Source organism: Flammeovirga kamogawensis (genome assembly GCF_018736065.1).
Classification (GTDB): domain Bacteria; phylum Bacteroidota; class Bacteroidia; order Cytophagales; family Flammeovirgaceae; genus Flammeovirga; species Flammeovirga kamogawensis.
Genome location: NZ_CP076129.1, coordinates 644,766 through 663,758 on the forward strand (window position 1 = coordinate 644,766; position 18,993 = coordinate 663,758).

At 30.5% G+C, this 18,993-nt stretch carries 13 protein-coding genes; 3 read left to right on the top strand and 10 right to left on the bottom strand.

All coding sequences use genetic code 11. From position 1 onward, the window contains the following. Window positions 1-69: 69 nt before the first annotated feature. The 10 genes from KM029_RS21335 to KM029_RS21380 form a co-directional block, all read right to left on the bottom strand. A complete protein-coding gene (locus KM029_RS21335) occupies window positions 70-2,286 on the bottom strand; it encodes an MBG domain-containing protein (protein ID WP_144075838.1) in 2,217 nt (738 codons plus the stop codon). A 603-nt stretch (window positions 2,287-2,889) separates the two neighbouring features. After that, window positions 2,890-3,189, bottom strand: a complete 300-nt coding sequence (locus KM029_RS21340; RefSeq protein WP_144075839.1) for a hypothetical protein — start codon at window positions 3,187-3,189, stop codon at window positions 2,890-2,892. Window positions 3,190-3,342: 153 nt separating this feature from the next. Next, on the bottom strand, window positions 3,343-4,749 hold the full coding sequence (locus tag KM029_RS21345) for a BamA/TamA family outer membrane protein (RefSeq protein WP_144075840.1): 1,407 nt from the start codon (window positions 4,747-4,749) through the stop codon (window positions 3,343-3,345). Between the two features lie 202 nt (window positions 4,750-4,951). After that, complete coding sequence (locus tag KM029_RS21350) at window positions 4,952-7,564, bottom strand: Ig-like domain-containing protein (RefSeq protein ID WP_144075841.1); 2,613 nt, start codon at window positions 7,562-7,564, stop codon at window positions 4,952-4,954. A gap of 254 nt (window positions 7,565-7,818) precedes the next feature. After that, window positions 7,819-9,150 (bottom strand): cell envelope integrity protein CreD, encoded by a 1,332-nt coding sequence (gene creD, locus KM029_RS21355; RefSeq protein ID WP_144075842.1) that lies wholly within the window; start codon window positions 9,148-9,150, stop codon window positions 7,819-7,821. Window positions 9,151-9,361: 211 nt separating this feature from the next. Next, entirely contained in the window at window positions 9,362-9,652 is a 291-nt protein-coding gene (locus KM029_RS21360) for a winged helix-turn-helix domain-containing protein (RefSeq protein WP_144075843.1), read from the bottom strand. Then, on the bottom strand, window positions 9,649-10,254 hold the full coding sequence (locus KM029_RS21365) for a hypothetical protein (RefSeq protein WP_144076831.1): 606 nt from the start codon (window positions 10,252-10,254) through the stop codon (window positions 9,649-9,651). The genes KM029_RS21360 and KM029_RS21365 overlap by 4 nt, the downstream gene beginning before the upstream one ends. A 184-nt stretch (window positions 10,255-10,438) precedes the next feature. After that, window positions 10,439-11,161, bottom strand: a complete 723-nt coding sequence (locus tag KM029_RS21370) for a flavin reductase family protein (protein ID WP_205125506.1) — start codon at window positions 11,159-11,161, stop codon at window positions 10,439-10,441. After that, window positions 11,158-12,396 carry an FMN-binding protein gene (locus KM029_RS21375; RefSeq protein WP_144075844.1) on the bottom strand — a complete coding sequence of 413 codons (1,239 nt, stop codon included), beginning with the start codon at window positions 12,394-12,396 and terminating at the stop codon, window positions 11,158-11,160. The genes KM029_RS21370 and KM029_RS21375 overlap by 4 nt, the downstream gene beginning before the upstream one ends. 180 nt (window positions 12,397-12,576) lie before the next feature. Further along, a complete protein-coding gene (locus KM029_RS21380; RefSeq protein ID WP_184679454.1) occupies window positions 12,577-13,851 on the bottom strand; it encodes a glycoside hydrolase family 71/99-like protein in 1,275 nt (424 codons plus the stop codon). Window positions 13,852-14,115: 264 nt separating this feature from the next. Between KM029_RS21380 and KM029_RS21385 the strand changes: the two genes are divergently transcribed. The 3 genes from KM029_RS21385 to KM029_RS21395 all read left to right on the top strand — a co-directional run bounded on the left by KM029_RS21385 (window position 14,116) and on the right by KM029_RS21395 (window position 18,890). Beyond that, entirely contained in the window at window positions 14,116-15,552 is a 1,437-nt protein-coding gene (locus tag KM029_RS21385; protein ID WP_144075845.1) for a sulfatase family protein, read from the top strand. Window positions 15,553-15,649: 97 nt separating this feature from the next. After that, window positions 15,650-17,242 (top strand): sulfatase-like hydrolase/transferase, encoded by a 1,593-nt coding sequence (locus KM029_RS21390; protein ID WP_144075846.1) that lies wholly within the window; start codon window positions 15,650-15,652, stop codon window positions 17,240-17,242. A gap of 10 nt (window positions 17,243-17,252) precedes the next feature. Continuing rightward, a complete protein-coding gene (locus KM029_RS21395; protein ID WP_144075847.1) occupies window positions 17,253-18,890 on the top strand; it encodes a sulfatase family protein in 1,638 nt (545 codons plus the stop codon). The last annotated feature ends 103 nt before the right edge of the window (window positions 18,891-18,993 follow it).

Below are 18,993 nucleotides of genomic sequence, written 5' to 3' on the forward strand. Positions count from 1 at the left end.
ACATTTACTATTTTTACAGAAAAAAAAGCTCCCCATATAATGAAGAGCTTTTATACATTTTTTCAATAACTATTTTACATATATTTTTACGATTTTCGATTTCTCATCACTAATTAGTTTAACAACTAGAACACCACTTAATTCTGTGGGTAAAGTGATTATTTTTTTATTTCTAACTTCTGTTTTTAATACTTCTTTTCCTGTTAGAGTATAAACAGAAAGATTAGCTTTTTCGTTATTGCCAAGCTCTACTGTAAACTGACCAATACTAGGATTAGGGAATACATTAACTTCTAGTATTGAATTGTCTATTGCAAGTGGGTCTGCTAAACCTCCTCTTTCACTAATTACAAGAGTATCCATAGCTATTCCTGAATATTTTTCATCAACTATAGCAGCAATTACTACATAACTACCTGGTTTTATTGGTGCTGAATTCACACCATTATAAGTGACAAAAATCTCAAAATCATCATTCCCAACACTTACTGTAGCACTTTTCGGTGTTCCATCATACAGGTGTTCTAAACTTGAAATTGATACCTCTACAGTTCCTTTTGTAATTACTAAAGTTCCTTCTGCTTTTCCTTCGTAATTTTCATCAACAATTGTAGCTATCACTGCATAACTTCCAATTTCCACAGGTTTATCTAAAGCACCATCATAAGTAATTTCTACTGTTAAACCTTCAACATCTGTAGTAACAGTAGGCATCTTTTCAGTTCCATCATATCCAACTTCTAAATCACTTAAAGTTACTGTTGCCAATTCTTTTATAATTGCATTCGGATCTACAACACGAATAATACCTTCAAAAGAACCTTCGTAATCTGATGAGGGATCAATAGTTACCTTAACATTATAGACATCAATAGCATTTGGCAAAGCAGACCCATTGTTATAAGTAATGTTTAATGGTGCAACATCTAACCCAATAACAACCCCTTGTGCATCTTTAACTTCAAATTCAGGGGTAATATCACTTCCTGTAAAATCTAAAATTTCTTCTGATTTCATTGTTATTGTTGCTGCTTTTTTAGCTACACTTGTTGTAAACTCATATGCTCCAACATCTCTAGTGCTACCTACAACTGCATTTCCTGTTATATCGGTTGTTGTTCCTGTTGTTCCAGCATCAATTGCTACACTACCCTCATTCAGCTTTAAGTAATATACTCCTTTATCATTCATTTCTAAAGTTGAAGAAAGTAAAAACTGATCTATAGGAGCAACACCATCTTTTTCTGCTATAACTTGATTGTTTGTATTTTCTGCAAAGACAGCATTTGCATGGCTCAACTCCATGATGTTATTGGCTACATTTGCACTGTTTAATACAGCAGCATTATTTACCATTAAATCGTAATTTTCTCCTGCATGTGATTGTCCTTCTACATGATTATATATAAGATTGTTCTTGAAGGCTAAAATATTTAAATTAACATGTGATCCATTTTTAAAAAAAGTTACACCAACACCAGCTTGTTCTTCACAATAATTTCCTACAATTGTGTTATTAATAGCAGTAATCTCTGTACTTACTTTTTTATGAGACAATAATAATAAAGCTCCACCTTGATTTGTTACATAAACTTCTGGATCATCACCTTCCCCTCCTTCTGTTGTGTAGTTTTTATAGATAGTTGTATTTTCTATAATGATCGCTTTATTTTGTTGCTGTATAGCTGCACCTTTTAATTTAGCATAGTTTTCTCCAAAATAAGAGTTTTTTACAGTTAGAAAACCTCCACTTTGGATGGCTCCTCCTGCGTTATTTGCCTTATTACTAATAAAGTTACATGATTCTACAATCAAATGAGAGTGCCAAGTAAAAGAGAATGCTCCTCCATTTCCAGCCCCTGCTTCTCCAGTTGCTTCGTAGTTTTTTACCGTAATTTCTTTTAAGGTTAATTCGGTAGAATTTAATGAAGAAAACAATCTATCTCTTCCATCAGTTAATGCTCCATCAAAAATAGCTGGAGCATCCCATTTTTGAATAGTTACTTTATATACAAATTCAGTTTCTGCTCCTCCATCTAGAACAATACTTTTATCTCCAAAAGTACCCTTAGCATTTAATATTACTGTTTTCCCTGTATTTGCAGCGTCTGCAACTAAGGCTATTCCTTTAGTCAATGTTTTAAAAGGTGACGCAGAAGATCCATCATTTGTATCTAATCCATTTTCAGCATCTAAATAATAGTTTACTTCTTGTGCATTAGCTGCTGTAGTTATTAATGTAATAAGAAAACAACAAGCGAGTAATTTGGATAATATTCTTTTCATTGTAGAAGTGTTAAAATAGTAAGTAAAATAAGAACTAATTAAAAAGTGTAATCAAGTATTCAATGAGTATTAAGTATAAAAAATAACGTTCTAATTAATTAATCTATCGCAATTTATATTCGTATCTACTATTAACAACGCACAAAATAACGTAGAATGAACACTTTTTAAAAATTATTCTATTCTGTGTTATTAATTCTATCTATTGTGTTCAAGGCAAATTGAAATCAAAAAAAGCCTCCCATAAAATGAGAAGCTTTTCACTATTTTTTTCAATAACTATTTTACAAAATCTATGGATATTAAATGATAGATAACTATTGCTTTTTATTAAAGAGAGAACAATTTGTTCTCTCTAATAATATTATTGTGGGTAAAGAAATAGCAAATAATTATTATCAATAATATCACAGTAAAAAAGAAGTTTTACAGGCCTCTTTAATACTTATGCTAATGTAGAAAATTCATTGTTAGAAATTTTAATCATAAATGACGGTTTATAACACAAACAAAAGAATAGCTATTTACTGTTCTTTTTTAGTATGTTATGTGCTCTTTTTAAAAAGAAAAGCCTGAACTTTTAAAAAAGATCAGGCTCTAATACTAATTTGTTTCTTCGGTAATCACCATTGCTCCGTAATTTAAAAACCGAATGTTATCGAAGTAAAAGTGAATTAGTTTTCCAGATTCATCTTCATACGTCAATTTTACTTCTCTTGAACTAATATTTCCAGAAGCTGATTTATTTACTTTGATGAGATTATGTTCTTTAATCAATTTCTTCATCATTCTTTTAGCTTCCATCTTAGAAATACCATCTTCTTCAATAAGTGGGACTTCATTTGCAAACAACGTTCCTGATGTAAGCATTAACACAGATAATATTTTATAGACCTTGTTCATAGTGATTATATAATTTGGTTGTTCCTGAAATCTTATAACAAAAGTCTAAGATTATCACCACATAACAAAGTACAAACTACAAACAAAGTTTAATATTAAACTAAAAGATAAAGAAATTGATCTATGTTAATTATTTCACTGTAAATGAATAGTTTAGAATGCCGAAATAAATCTCATATACGCACCAGAAGAACCATCTTTACCTACTCCATAATCAAAATTTATTGTTGATCTCGATTTCTTAATTACTTGGAATCTAAATCCCAATCCTCCACCTGGATTCACATAAGAAAAACTTCCATCTATCTCAGAAACTGTATGTGCATTAACAAAAGCAGTCATCCCAAACCATTTGTATAAATTCACTCTATATTCTGCCTCTAAATACAATAATTTTTCTCCTAAATATCTTCCTGCTGTATAACCCCTTCCACTACTATACCAATCATCACCACCAATTCTTGGGAGGTTAAGATAAGGAGTATCGCCAAAGGTGAGGTTGGCTAACCCCCAAAACGCTAAAATCTGTGTATAATTCTTATTTAGGTTAACGTAATGTCTTAAATCAGCATATATACTTGTTGAGTTATACGTACTTCCTAACCAATCTTGATAGGTGTTCACAATCAAGTTTGCATAAGAACCTTTAAAAGGATTATTAATATTATCTCTAGAATCATATAATAAATTAACACCTATACCACTATAAATATATCTTTCTTGGGTGCCATAGGGATGGTAACCAAAAGGAGTAGGATAATAATTCTGTTGCAATTCATTGGTTGGTTTATCTGCGTTATAATCAGTTGCAAACCCATTCTGATCTACATTATTTTGCTCCCAGAATGTATCATATTTATTATCTCCATATTTAGTATCTATTGCACTTTGAACTTGATCTGCTGTTTGCCCATCATTTTTACCGTTATTTATAATCTCTCTCATTCCTTCAGCAGAATCATCTACTAATTTATATTTCTGATCATAATTAAAATTGACACCAACAAAAAAGTCCTTTTTCACTTTTTTATAACCTCTTAGAACAAACTTAAATACTGAAGGGCTTACCTCTGTTGCCCATTGTTGTTCCGTATTACCACCAACTCCATAGGTAACTTGCGGGCTTACACTCCAAGTAATTGAATTAAAAATATAGTATTTTTCTTCATTTGTGTATAAACTCGAATTTATACGGACAATATTCTGATTATTTGTGGTCCATGTATAAGAAGGTACAACAGAAGAAAGTCTTGTTTTAGTAGGGTCTGCACCCAATCTAAAAGACCCTATGCCGCCTACACCTAATATTAAACCTGTAAATGGATTATAAGCAACAACAGGCAGTACAATTGTGTATACTTTTTTCTCTTTTGCCTTTGTTGAAACGGTATCTCCAGATGCTTTTAATTTTGCTGCTTTCTTTTTTCTTAATCCATCTACAATATCATAATCATTTGGAGAATAATTGGGATCTGAAAAGTGCCCTTTTTGTCCGTAAACTGTAATTGAAGATATACAGATAAACGAAAATAAAATTAGAATTTTTAATGAGTTAAGCATTTATATCGTTGTATTCTTGAGTTAAATAAATAGTACTTATATAAATTAACCAATTGTACTGTAGATCTTAGAATTTATAGTTATTACTCTTCATTATCTGTAAATACTAATTATTTTTCTTCATCTTGTGCAATACATTTAAACATAAAAAGCCAATTGAGTAGTTAACCTCAATTGGCTTTTTATTTAAAGGAAATAAATTCTAGTTTAAAACTACCTTCTTCATTATTCTATTCCCATTTATATCAATAATAATCAATTGATAAATACCTTTTTCAAGGTTATCAACCAAGATTTTTTGTTCAGCTTGTAAAGTAAAGGTTAAGACTTGTACTCCCATTAAATTCACTAAAACACCTACTTTATCTTCTTGCCAATTTTCAGTAGTAATATGTAAAATGTGCTGAGCAGGATTTGGGAATATACTTACTTTCTTTTGTTCAAAATCTTTAAAACTAGTTACCGTTTCACCAAGAACTGTGAGTTTAATTTCAGCAATAAAACCACCATCGTCTGAAGTAGCCGTTATTGTAACCTCACCTTCTTTTAAAGCAGTTATAGTACCCTTATTATTTACTGATACAACCGTAGGATCAGAACTTTTCCAATCAATTAATTTATTCGTTGCATCTAAAGGTGTAAATATAATTTCCAATGTTTTTTCTTCACCAATTTTTAAAGACTGAGTGGTCGTTTCTATAGCAATAGCAGTAAGAAGCGTATTGTTGTTCTCTTCAAAAATATTGTATCTGTTATCAGCACCTATGTTTGGAGAATACTGATTAATCGATACTTTATTACCAAAAGGATCTGTATCTAAATTAAGTGGTATATCTTTAAAAATGCCTTTGCCCGCCATGGGGAAATCTGGTTCTTTAAATGATAACCCTCTATTTACAACAGGACTATTTTCACTTATTTGATACCCCTCTTTATGCTTTGCTCCTCTCTCTTTAAATAATGGTTTTTTAGAAATTGAATGCTTATCTAAATCAGTAAATTCAGTGCTTATATTCCCTTCAAATAAATTGTTTGAAACTATAAATTCTCCTTGCATGTCCATCTCCACATTTTCTCCAATAATACCATCTCCCTCTTGTACAAAAATATTATTATAGATATAAGTATTCTTACTATATAAAGAAAAATCTGGTTTAATCGGAGCATCAACATAGATTGTATTATTATAAATATATACTCCATCAGAAGGAATAGGGTCATTTTTTACCGTTTTCCCATCGATAGTAGTTGTTCCCACAAAACCGGATGTCCAAATAGTACTCCCATGAAAATCTCTTACACCATCATTCACGCTTACATTAAAACGATAAGCAACGTTGTGGTTATCACCTAAAATTTCAACAAATCCACCTTCAGAATCCTCGCTATAATTGTATTGAAAAATGATATTTTTATTCCCAAAATCAATATGCATTCCATAAGAATCGTTATACCCTCTAATACTTAAAGACTTATTGTACTGTGCTAAAACGTCAGTACATGAAAAAACCCACATTCCACTTCCTCTACCTACTAAACGAGTTTCGTTAGGGTCGCTATGTCCTGAATGGTCAAAAAAGTTATTCTCTACCAATGCATTTTTTACTTTTGATAAAATGATTCCCGAACCTCCCGTTTTTTCGAAGTGATTGTTTTTAATGATAAAATTTAATGATCTATTTACTTGATTGTCCTCTGTTCCTTTTCCTTTATGAATAGACCATACACCAGCTTTTCCTATATGAGAAAAATAACAATCCTCAATCAATACATCTTGGATAGTTATTGTTTTATCTACTTCATTACTATCTGATTCAAAACGAAGACCTGTTACATTTAAAGCATCAAAATCTTCTGGTAAAGACGTTCCAAATACATCTGTTATTTTAAGTTCTCTAAATATTAGATTTTCTGAAATACCTGTAGCCCATTTGTTTGCAACCACTAAAATTCCAAAACTTTTTTCTGCTCCCCAGCTCGATCTATCACTATTCTTCCTATCATTTTTAATCCAAATATTAGACATAATTACGTGCGAAACATTTATATATTTAATTGCTTCAAAGTAATCTCCTCCTTCAATAGCGCCAGATCCCGAAATTATAGGTAATTCTCCTTCACCATAACTACTGATTTCTATAGGCTTCTCTTCTGTACCAACACATTTAATAACTAAGTTACCTAAAAACGTATCTCCCCTTCTAAATAATAATTTATCACCTGCTTTTAATGTTCCTCCTTCATTCAAAGGCAATGCTGCTTGAGATGCTCTTGCTAATGTTTTCCACGGAGAATCTTTTGTTCCTATATTTAAATCATTACCATCAGCACTCACATAATAGGTGTCTAAAATAACCTCTTCTTGTACCTCTGAAATCACAAATTTATCCAATAATAATGTCTCGCTTAATGGAGATTTTATTGTAATTGTATTTACTCCTTTTGATAACGTTACTGTCAATTTATTATTACCAGCTACACCTTGATACGCCCAATTAGAAGGGGATAATGTTCCTGATTGCTCTCCACTGGAATTTATAGTATAAGTAAACGATTGTTCTTTACCTCCGTTAAAATAAAATATTCTGAGATCGTAATCTCCGTCTTCAGGTACATCTAAAATTGCACAATTTAAGGATTCTCCTCCTGTAAGTTTAATAAATGATCCGCCCGAAGCATTCACATGATCAGCTACTTCAATTTCTTCTGAAAAAGTAGTCGACTCTGCTTCAGTTTCTTGTAAAAAGCTGTTTGCAAAAGTAGTCTGAAGTACCATCAAAATAAGTAGTACTGTAAGTTGTAATTGATTAACCATTTTATTGAAAAAGTCTAGTCAAAAAAAAATGTTTGTATAGACAATTTACAATGAATGAATATTTACATTTAGCGTAAAAAAACATATCAATAGCATACCAAAGGATTTGATAACACATCTTTAACATTCTGAACACAAAATGAACAAAATGGTTCTTTACAACTCAAAAAAAGAGAAAAATACACAATTGCACCTTTCTCTTTCCTTTTCACAAAAATCAGTTTTGCTCTTCAATATTAAAGTAATTATACTTCTTAATTGGCTTCTAAATTGAGTTTATACCAATTAATTGTTCTTGTATAGTACATCGTACAAGCAAGAATAACTGTTATACCAATACTGCCCATTAATAAGGCATAATCAACCATTTGTAATGTGATAAACAAGAAACTATAAATAGCACAAAGAATTGAAAGCAATAGATACGATAATTTTTTATTTTTAAATAGTGTAAGAGAATACAGAAATATCATAGTTACAATTGAAAAAGTAGAAACTCCATAAGCAAAGTTAAAATTGGTATGCTCTGATATCGATACCAATAAGATATAAAATATGCTTAATGCAAAGCCTACCATTGCATATTGTAAAGGGTGTATTCTTGTTTTGTTGATAATCTCGATCAAAAAGAAAATTAAAAACGTAAGAACAATGGTCATTAACCCATACTTTGCAGAGCGAGTTGATTTCTGATAATCATCTAACGGTAAAATGAGATTAAGTCCAAATTCTGTTTTATTAATAATTTGTCGATAGTTTAATTCTTGACTGATCCATTGTTGAGGAAAATTTCTATTAAGTTGTAATACCTTCCATGAAGCTGTAAAACCTTCATCTGTAATGTCTCTTTGATCAGGTAAAAAATTACCTACAAAACTCGGTGAATTCCAGTTAGATTTTAATAAAACTTTAGTTGTTGCCCCTAAAGGTATAAATGATAAATTCTGACTGCCTTGTAAGTCTAAATCAAAATTGAAATCAAAACTACTCAGCTTTTCTTTTGTGAGAGCAATTGGAATTGTAACTCCACTTTCTATTAAATTCGGTATTTTTGTTCCAGGTTTAACCAACAATTGTTTGTCGTTCCATTTCATTGTTATTTGATTTTTAATTCCCCTTAAATCAGAAATACCTATTGTTAGAAATGCTTTATCATACTGAATTTCAATTAATTCTGATTTACTTGGTATTTCATCTAATGCAAACTTTCCTTTCAAATTTAATTTTGAGGTATAAACAATTATTTCATAAATACCTCTACCTAAAGATTCTGGAGTAATTAGCCCATCTATAGTAAGTTGATCAGGAAGTATTATCCAATCTTGAGTATATTTTATTTTCTTACCTTCCTTATTTACTTCCTCTAATATTAGTGGAATTGTTAAAATTGGTCCTTTTATCTGCTGTTTATTGGCCCATTTTGATGAAACTTCATGTATTGCAGTTTCATTTAAAAACTCTCTCTCATCAATAACATTTTGTATTAATGCTAATAGAATAAGTAGTAATATTATTAGTATTCCTATAATTCCAATTTTAACCATTACAGTATTTTTTTTCCAGCTTTTTTTCTCTTGATTTTCCATATTAATAATTAAAAGTACTTTGAATTTCAAAGTGGTTAGATAAATTTTTTTAAAGTGATAGATAATGTGAAATTACACACCGAATTAATAGATAAGTTTGCACTCTTTTAATGTTTCCCTCATCTCTAAATAAAGGTTCTTTTCTTTTTGAACAATTCATTTTATTATATTTTAAAAGTACTTTGAAACACAAAGTAATAGTGTAAATTTTTTATTTTAATAAGTTTTCTATAGCCTTTATATGTTTAGAAAAAGCTATTCTCCCCTCTTCTGTAGCAGCATATTTTGTATTTGGTTTACGGTTCAGAAATTCTTTTCTAACAGAAACAAATTCACTCTTTTCTAGAGATTTTAAATGACTAGCCAAGTTGCCATCAGTTACTCCAAGTAGTTCTTTTAGGGAATTAAAATCAAGGTACTCATTTACAACAAGTGCCGCCATTATCCCTAATCGAACTTTATTTTCGAAGGCTTTATTTAGATCGTTTAATAAATCTTTCACTTTTTCGTGTTAAAATACATGTAACAACCATATGCAATATGTAAAAAGCCAAAACCTACAATCCAAAACCATAGACCATACCCTATAAATTGCGATGCCAAAAGTCCTAAAATTATTTCAAAAATCCCAAGTCCTCTTAATTCTGAATTTGTATACTTACTAGCATTCACTAATGCAAGACCATAAAATATAAGCGTTAGTGGTGCAGCAAGACCAATAAACCCTTTTTCTACTAAAGAAAGTGTTAAGATACCCCCCGTTGCTAACGGAATAAATAAATTAATTAGTAATCTTTTAGCTTGTAAATCCCATAGTTTCTGATTGTTCTTTTTAGCTTCATTTAATGTAAAATAAAGTGCCGAAACAATTGCAGTAACCAGTGTTAATACACCAATTAATACTAATGCATTTATCTTTTTCTCTCCTATAAAATTTCTATCATAACCTATATTAAATAGAATATCATAAGCAAAGTAAGCACCTATTAGTGCACAAATTCCTGCGCTTATTCCAGAGAGTCCACTCAAAGATAAAAATCGTGATGAACGATTCATGATATCTTTGATTTCTTTAAGGTCGTTAATGTATTCTTGTTCTTTCATAAAAAGTACTTTGTGTTTCAAAGTAAGTAAATTATAATTTTAAGAACAAGGTTTAATAGAAAAAATGTGATTTAAAAAAACAGACAATACTACTTCGAAAAGCTATAATTACGGTGTATACACCTCATATTGTGATAGTTAAATAACAACAAAAATATACATGTAATTTGTGAATTATTGATTTTTAAGGAATAATATTTAATCTCTGATAAACTTTTCCTCCTCTACCTAAATGTTGTCCTATACCAAAATACCCACTTCCCTGCCCAGTCATAACAGGTCTTAATTTATAGATATCTATTAAATTTTTATTATCATCTTTTAGTAAAGCAGTATCTACTTTCACATCCATAATTTCACCTACAAAATGAGTATGTTTTCCCAAATTTGTAATGTTTACCACCTTACATTCTAAAACTACTGGAAACTCATTTACATAAGGTGCATCAACCAATTTTGAGCGAACTGGAGTTAAAGATAATTTCTCAAATTTATTCATATCTTTTCCCGAGTAGTGCCCTACCCAATCTATATATGAAATCAGTTTTTCATTGGCAATGTTTACTGTAAATGATTTTGTTCTCATCACATTTTTATAGGTATACGTTGCAGGACGTAATGACACTCCAATACTTAATGGTTTTGAGTTTACTATACCAATCCACGATGCTGCCATAATATTGGGTGTACCACTACTATCATAAGAACCTATTACTCCAATTGGCATTGGAAACAAATAAGGTCGTTTACCCACAGACTTTTTTATATGTAGAGAGTCTACCACTGCTTCAGAATTTATTAACTCCTTAGCTATTTTTTGGTTATCACTTACATCGTAATTGTATTTAATTATTACTCCTATAAGAATAACTACTAATACAATGTTTAATAATTCACTTAGTTTCATATAATTTTATAGTCTTTTATATCTCTCGATGTTTTTTTCTTACAGTTATCAATAACAAAACCTGTAGGACATATTTTACACCATGGTTTTGAATAAAAAAGTGATAGGCCAAGAAACAATGCTCCAAAACCTAACATCCAAAAAGAAACAATTTTAATAGAAAATGATGGAAATGGTTCGACGTAAGACAGTTCGGGGTAATACCCTATGATAATACATGCGATCAGGAAAATAGAAACCACAGTCTGTATGGGAATATTCCCAAATTTCAACCATTTTAAGTTTCTCTTTTGAAAAGGAGAAATTTTTCCTACTAACTCTTGTGCTGCTCCAAAAGGACACATATAATGGCAATAGAATTGTTTTTTTGTGGTTAAAGGTAGTATAACCGATAAAGCAATAAGTAAGAAAGAAATAATATTTGATTCTATAGAAATACCATTTATTATCCAACCATGAATTAAAGAAATAGACAACATTTTCTGGTACATAAAACCTAAAACAATTACCACCATTATTAATAATGATGTTCTATAACCTTTCATTGGTTTATAAAAACACACCAAAAGCCCAAATAATATAGTAAAGAATGAAAGTGAAAATTGTAAGATTGTTTTCCATCCCAGTTGTTTTTGATGTAACGGTATACCTGTAATTTCTGATAATGTTACATGCACTGTTTTTATCATTGCTTCACTAGTTTCTGTAGCAGATGTAATACCATCTACATCCAGAAGCTGAGCACGGTCAAATTTCAACCCATTCCAACTATCTAATAGTTTTTCATCAATTATATATTCCATATATTCATCTGACTCATTATTTTGAAGAAGAGTCATATTCTGAATAGTAGAGTCATTATCAAAACCGATAAGTATTGGTACTTCTCCAGCAAAACCTTTTACATCGCTAGCGTAATCATGTGTTGAAATAGCATATCCAATAATGTCTTTATGTTTATTATAAATGACATATTTATCGTTTTTATTTTTCGTGAAAAATTTTGCTTGCTTAAATATTTTCTCAAAATGATGTTGAGAAACAATCACATTCTTTTCAACTTTATTCCCTTTAGAGAATGATAAATCCCATCCCCCTGAAAAACCTATAGCTACTACTAATAGAGTGAGTAGCATTATTCTATATAAATTATAAAAAGTAAGGTTATTGTTCTTTTTAGTTACCTTATTAGAAGGCTTACTAATTACTTTTTTATTTTTAATTACAGCTTTCATTTTTATAATTACACCCTGTTTTTTTAGAACAAGAATATCAGATTAAAACATAATAGAAGCATAAGAAATTAACAGTATTAAAAAAGGTACACCTGTTACAAAATAATAGATGTACCTAAATATATTTAACATTCATTCGTAGTCACATAACTTCTTTCTATATAATTAATATTCACTAAACTATTGATTCTGTGTTTTAAGTCTTTTACCTGCTTGTCCAACAATTTTTAAATAATGATCAGATGGTAACCCTTCATAATCTACAAAAGTGCCATTAACAGGAGGAGTATTTGTTACTTTCATAATCGCTGTTCCTTCATCAATTTCATCAAACATTGCTACATATAACATTTCTGATCCTTTGTTTAAAGCAATATCAATTTGTTTGTTTAAAAACTCACCTTTCGCTCTAGGGATAGCATTCAAAGATGGATTTCTTTCATCAGCATTAACACCGTTCATTCTTTGAAGGTTATACCACGTAAAACCAGGGTAAACAGTAGGAACATAATCCACTCCATTTTTTTTACACCATGCTACATCTTGACTAATTTGTTTTGAATACACATCATTATCTAATTGTTTCATTTTAAAACGTCCCACAAGCCAAGGTTGAACAACATCTACCTTTTTAATAATATCATGCAAAGCTGGATCAGGAAGGCAATCATTATTTAATTTTCTAAAATGAGTGGGTACTCCTATCATTACAGAAAAACCTCCATATTTAGGATCATTCTTTAGAAAATCAATGAATTTTTCAATTTCACTACTTTGAATAGAATAACTTCGGTCTATAAACCCTAAGCCCCAAATTGAAACTAAAGGCTTTCCATTATGGTGTAAATAATTCTTCTTATTTTTCCCATTATAAAATTGAAATTCATCAATTAAGGCTTTCCAATCTTTTACCAAAGTTTCGTAACAACTTTCTTGTTTTTTTAACCCAGATAAATCATACATTACAGCAATTGCTCTGTTATATTTATTTGCTGCATCAAAAGCATTACTAAGAATTTCTGTGAGCTCACCCCTTTTCTTTTCATGCTTAGTGTTCTGATAAAAACGTTGCATAAATACTCCATCTATACCATATTCTTTCATCCATTTAAAATGCAAATCTGTAGTTGACGCATCTAATGAACTAAATATTTTTGCTTTAGCTCCATCTTCATTTATAAATGATGTAGGGTATTGCATTTTATATTCTGACATTTCTGGCCACATATCAATAGTTATATGTTCAGAATCAAAAGCTGTACCTTTACCAAAGTGCCCCCAGCCTCTATATCCTCCATCGCCAGGGGCCCTAAACCATCCTTGATAACCACACATCACAAGCCCTTTATAAGAAGGGTAATTTATTTTTTCTTTCTTCTTTTTATTAAAACTAAATAGTAATACAAGTCCTGTAAGACCAATTACTAAAAGAGCATAAAATTTATATAATTTCATCACTACTATTTTTAGATCAAAAAGCGTACACATAAAATTGTGTTGTACTTTTTTAGTATTTCTTAATCACAAATTTATGTTAGTCTACAAATGATAAATTAATCGTTACTTAATAGAGCTAAAAACATCAAAATTAGCTCAAAAACGCACAAATTAATAGATCTATAGTTATTTGAAATCGTGTATTAATTACGTATTAATGCTTTGTTAAGCTATCCAGATAGTTTTGATTGTCTACCATAATAGAACAAACCTCTTTAAGAAATGAAATTATTAATTGCTGTACTAAGTGTACTACTTTACTGTAACATTACCTTTGCTCAAAGCAAAAAGCCAAATATTATTTTATTTTTTGCAGATGACTTTGGCTACGGATCCACTAATATTTATGGTGCATCTAAAGATCTCATTCAAACTCCTCATATTAATCAATTGGCTGAAGAAGGAATTCATTTCACGAATGCTTTTACAACAGGTTCTGTTTGCTCTCCTACAAGGTATGGTTTGCTTACAGGAGAATATTCATGGAGAACAAGTCTTCAAAAAGGAGTTGTTAATACTAAAGACGCTTGTTTAATTGATCGTAATACAAAAACACTTCCGTCCTATCTACAAGGTTTAGGATATAATACAGCTGCAATAGGTAAATGGCATTTAGGTTATAAAAATGAAAGGTTTAAAAATCTCTTAGGAACAATTGAAAATGGGCCGAATGACCATGGTTTTGATTACAATTTTACAGTTCCTAATAATCTAGATGATATCCATAAAATTTATATTGAGAATAATAAAATATATGGATTACGCTCTGATAAAATAGCGGCTTATGGTGGTTCTTTTTACGGAAATCAATATGTAGGATATGACGCACCACAAAGAGTTACTGAACAAGTAATGAATGACCTTACTAATAAATCCATTGAATGGTTATCATCTATAGATAAAAATGAGCCTTTCTTTTTGTACTTTTCTTCTGTAGCCGTACACCACCCTATTACACCAAGTCCAGAAATGAGAGGAAAAAGTAATGCAGGTGCTTATGGCGATTTCATTCAAGATATTGATAGATGCTTAGGTGTTTTAATTGATTATTTAGAAAAAAATGGGTTAAGAGAAAATACAATGATTATTTTTGCAAGTGATAATGGTGGAGATATTCCTAATAAGAAAAAAGTAATGCCTGAAAATTTTGCCATAAATAAAGGCTTAAAAATTAATGGTGACTATAAAGGTGACAAACATACAATTTGGGAGGGTGGTTTTAGAATTCCTATGATTATTAATCATCCTAACAATATAAAAAAAGGGATGCAATCTGATGCTATAGTAAGCACTGTAGACTTTTATGCATTCATTGGTGAATACCTTAACAATGGGAAAGAAATTGATAAAAATTATGCTATTGATAGCCATAGCTTTTATAAGGTAATCAAACAGCCGAATAAAAAATATACGAGAGCCCCACTTATTCACAGAGATGTAAAAGGTAGAAAAGCAGTGAGAGATGGACATTGGAAATTCATAGAGGCAAAAAATACAGCATCGAAAAATGAAAATTTACATGCTCAATTATTCAATCTTGAAGAAGATTTTAAAGAAGAAAATAATATTATTGATAAACACCCCAAAAAAGCTGCTGAATTAAAAGCTTACTTAACAGCTGCAAAAGAAGAAGGTACTAGGTTATTTATCTACAAATAAGACGTTTTATATAGCCATTATTAATCCATTATATTCTAATTAATGCTCAATTAATGCTATCAAATACATTTGAATTGAATTACTTAACAAAGAAGAAATGAAAAGAATTATAACTTTATTAGCATTACTATTTGTATCAGCAAATGTTTTTTGTTCTAATCCTCCTAAGAAGAAGAAGAAAACAAACTTGTTATTTATTATAACAGACCAACAACAATATAAGGCCCTAGGATTGGCAGGTAATAAAGTATTAAAAACACCGAACTTAGATAGATTAGGTGAAAGTGGAGCTTACTTTGTAAATGCGTATTCTGCATGTGCTGTATGTGGGCCTGCTCGTTCTTCTATTCTAACAGGAAGAACAGTTGAAAATACTGGTGTAAATACCAATGACAAAACCTACTACTATAAAAAAGAAAAAGTAATGCAACACCCTACTTTTGATGAAATACTTAAGAAAGAAGGGTACACTTGTGAGTATTATGGCAAGTGGCATGCAATGGCAAACAAAGCAGATGTATATAGCAACCCTACTAAGTATGCTAAAAATGGTAAATATGCATTCGATCATGGAGGGCAAAGTTTTTTCTATCAAGATTGGTTAAAAGAAAGCTTAGAAAAAAGAGCTTTAGAAAATGGAGAACATATAGATAGATTTACAAAAAGACCTTATACTCCAGACCCTATTGATGTGTTCTTCGGACATGACTATAAAGATATAAAAGACATAAAAAAGTCTCAACCAAACTTTCATGGGAGATCAAATATTCCGAAAGAATTTACAATGACTGCTTTTCAGGGACAGCAAACTCTTGATGCTTTAGATAGATTAAAGAACAAAACATTTAGTTTAACTTGTTCTTTCCATTATCCACATGCTCCAATGATTGTACCTGAACCTTTCTACAGCATGTATAAAACAGAAGACATGACGCCTCCTGAAAGTATTAATGATGACATGTCTAACTCTCCTTATGTTAGGGCAAATGGACGTAAAAATCTTCCAGAATATTCTGATCCAGAAAAGATTAAATATATGATTTCTAATTATTATGGGTTGATTACTGAAGTCGACTTTTGGATTGGTGAGATTTTAGACAAAGTTGAAGAGTTAGGATTGGCTGAAAATACTTTAATAGTTTTCACAAGTGATCATGGCGAAATGTTAGGAGCACATGGCTTAAGAGAGAAAAATGTATTCTATGAAGAATCTACTCATATTCCATTATTAATGCGTTTACCTAATGTAATCGAAGAAAATTCTACAATAGATGGTTATGTTTCTCACATAGATATCTTCCCTACTATTCTTGACTATTTAGAAGTTGATGCTCCAGACAGTGATGGTAAAAGTTTAAAAGATATGATTAATGGCGAAGAGCATGAATATGGAGAGTATGTAGTTACAGAATGGAATTACCGCGGAGATGTTTCTCCTAATTATATGATTGTTAAAGATGGTTGGAAATTAATGGTTCCTTATTCTGTTGAATCAAAGGTTATTAATGTATTATATAATCTTAATGATGATCCAAATGAAATGAATAACCTTTTAGGAAAAAACCCAGATCAGGCAAAATATAATGATAAAGCTGAAGAGTTAAGAACAGCATTATTAGAATGGTTAGAAAACCATGATTCTAAATTTTATGATGGTGTAAAAAACCGAGAGTTAGTTAGAAATATTTAATTTTCAGATAATGGGAAAACTGAAGAGATATATTCTTTCATTTTTTTTACTTTTCATTTCATCTACTTTATTAGGACAAGGTAAACCAAATATTGTGTTCTTTTTAGTAGATGACATGAGCCCTTTTCCTATGGGAAAAAGTGAAAAAAATGAAACAAGAACATTTGGTTTTTGTGGTGAAAATCATGTCTTAACACCCGTTATAGACAGCCTTGCCTCCAATGGGATGATTTTTACAAATGCTTATGTTTCTTCTTCTGTTTGTTCACCAAGCCGATATACTACGTTGACTGGTAGATATGCAGGAAAGTGTGAAGGAGATGAATTTATGCGTTTGCATCCTATTGGAAAAACCACAAGGGTTGAAAATAATACAGAACTTGAAAAAGATAAATTTAATGTAGCCAAAACGCTACAAAAAAATGGTTATAGAACAGGTTTTGTAGGAAAGTCACACATTATGGAGCACCGTAAGTTGAAAGATAAAGACCTTGAAAAAAATGGTTTTAAAACGTATGCTAAAGGTGATGACATCAAGACTCCAACTGTTTCTGAAGCCATGCAATTCAATCATGATAAATGGGTAGAGATTGTGAAAGAATACGGTTTTGATTATGCTAATGCTATCTATCAGGGTAATCTCCGTGAACTTTATAATACAGATGCTAATGTACATAATCTTGAATGGACAACAAGTGCCGCAATGAAATTTATTGATGAAAGTAAGAAAAGGGAACAACCTTTCTTTTTATACTTTTCCACCACTGTACCGCATGGGCCTCAACCTTGGTTAAAAAAAGAAGGGAAATATATACATGGTTTAGATGCTGACCCTAACATTACAAGTGCTGGGTATAAAGAAATAGATTATTCGTTTATGCCTTCTCGTAAGGAGATAAAGAAAGAAGTGGAAGCTAATAAAAATCTACGTGAAAATCAGGCTTGGATAAGATGGTTTGACAGAAGTGTTGAAGCAATTGTAAAACAACTAAAAGAAAAAGGCATTTATGAAAATACACTGATTGTAATTACGTCTGATCATGGTACATACCATTATGGAAAAACTACTCTTTATGAAAATGGTGTAAAAGTACCTTTAATGATGCATTATCCGAAGGGTATTAAGAAAGGAAGCAAATTTAAAGGAATGGTTCAAAATATAGATTATGCACCTACTTTATTAGAATTAGCCGGTATAAAAATAAACGCAGATATAGAATTAGACGGAAGTAGTCTTCTACCTACTTTTACAGATCAAAATGTGAAAATTCATGACTATCTTTTCTTTGAGCTCGGTTTTGCTAGAGGAGTTTTAGCAGACAATTGGAAGTATATTTCGGTAAGGTATACACCTGAAATTCAAGATAAAATTGCTAAAGGAGAAAAATTTAAAGGGTTTAAAGGAGAATTGATTAATGTACCCTATTATACTAGAAATGGACATTTAGGGCATTATTCAAGTCTACATAACCCACTTTACTTTGAACCGGATCAATTGTTTAATTTAACAAGTGATCCTACAGAAAAAGAAAATATATATTCTTCTAATACTAAAAAGGCAAAAGAACTTAAGGAAATATTAAAAATGAAATTAAAAGAATTTCCCAATCGATCTTATGGAGAATTTGTAACATTAGAAAATCAATAAAACAGATAACACCTAGAATTTAGTATTCTCTTAACATCATATTCTACTAGCTACTTATTCAAAGTGAATCATTCAAAAAGTGCAATTCTCTTATATGATAAGT

Coding starts and splice junctions, on each gene's coding strand:
- creD (WP_144075842.1), bottom strand. CDS start 9,150: ATGGAAAATCAAGAGAAAAAAAGCTGGAAAAAAAATACTGTAATGGTT.
- KM029_RS21380 (WP_184679454.1), bottom strand. CDS start 13,851: ATGAAATTATATAAATTTTATGCTCTTTTAGTAATTGGTCTTACAGGA.
- KM029_RS21335 (WP_144075838.1), bottom strand. CDS start 2,286: ATGAAAAGAATATTATCCAAATTACTCGCTTGTTGTTTTCTTATTACA.
- KM029_RS21390 (WP_144075846.1), top strand. CDS start 15,650: ATGAAAAGAATTATAACTTTATTAGCATTACTATTTGTATCAGCAAAT.
- KM029_RS21340 (WP_144075839.1), bottom strand. CDS start 3,189: ATGAACAAGGTCTATAAAATATTATCTGTGTTAATGCTTACATCAGGA.
- KM029_RS21370 (WP_205125506.1), bottom strand. CDS start 11,161: ATGAAACTAAGTGAATTATTAAACATTGTATTAGTAGTTATTCTTATA.
- KM029_RS21350 (WP_144075841.1), bottom strand. CDS start 7,564: ATGGTTAATCAATTACAACTTACAGTACTACTTATTTTGATGGTACTT.
- KM029_RS21375 (WP_144075844.1), bottom strand. CDS start 12,396: ATGAAAGCTGTAATTAAAAATAAAAAAGTAATTAGTAAGCCTTCTAAT.
- KM029_RS21365 (WP_144076831.1), bottom strand. CDS start 10,254: ATGAAAGAACAAGAATACATTAACGACCTTAAAGAAATCAAAGATATC.
- KM029_RS21395 (WP_144075847.1), top strand. CDS start 17,253: ATGGGAAAACTGAAGAGATATATTCTTTCATTTTTTTTACTTTTCATT.
- KM029_RS21345 (WP_144075840.1), bottom strand. CDS start 4,749: ATGCTTAACTCATTAAAAATTCTAATTTTATTTTCGTTTATCTGTATA.
- KM029_RS21385 (WP_144075845.1), top strand. CDS start 14,116: ATGAAATTATTAATTGCTGTACTAAGTGTACTACTTTACTGTAACATT.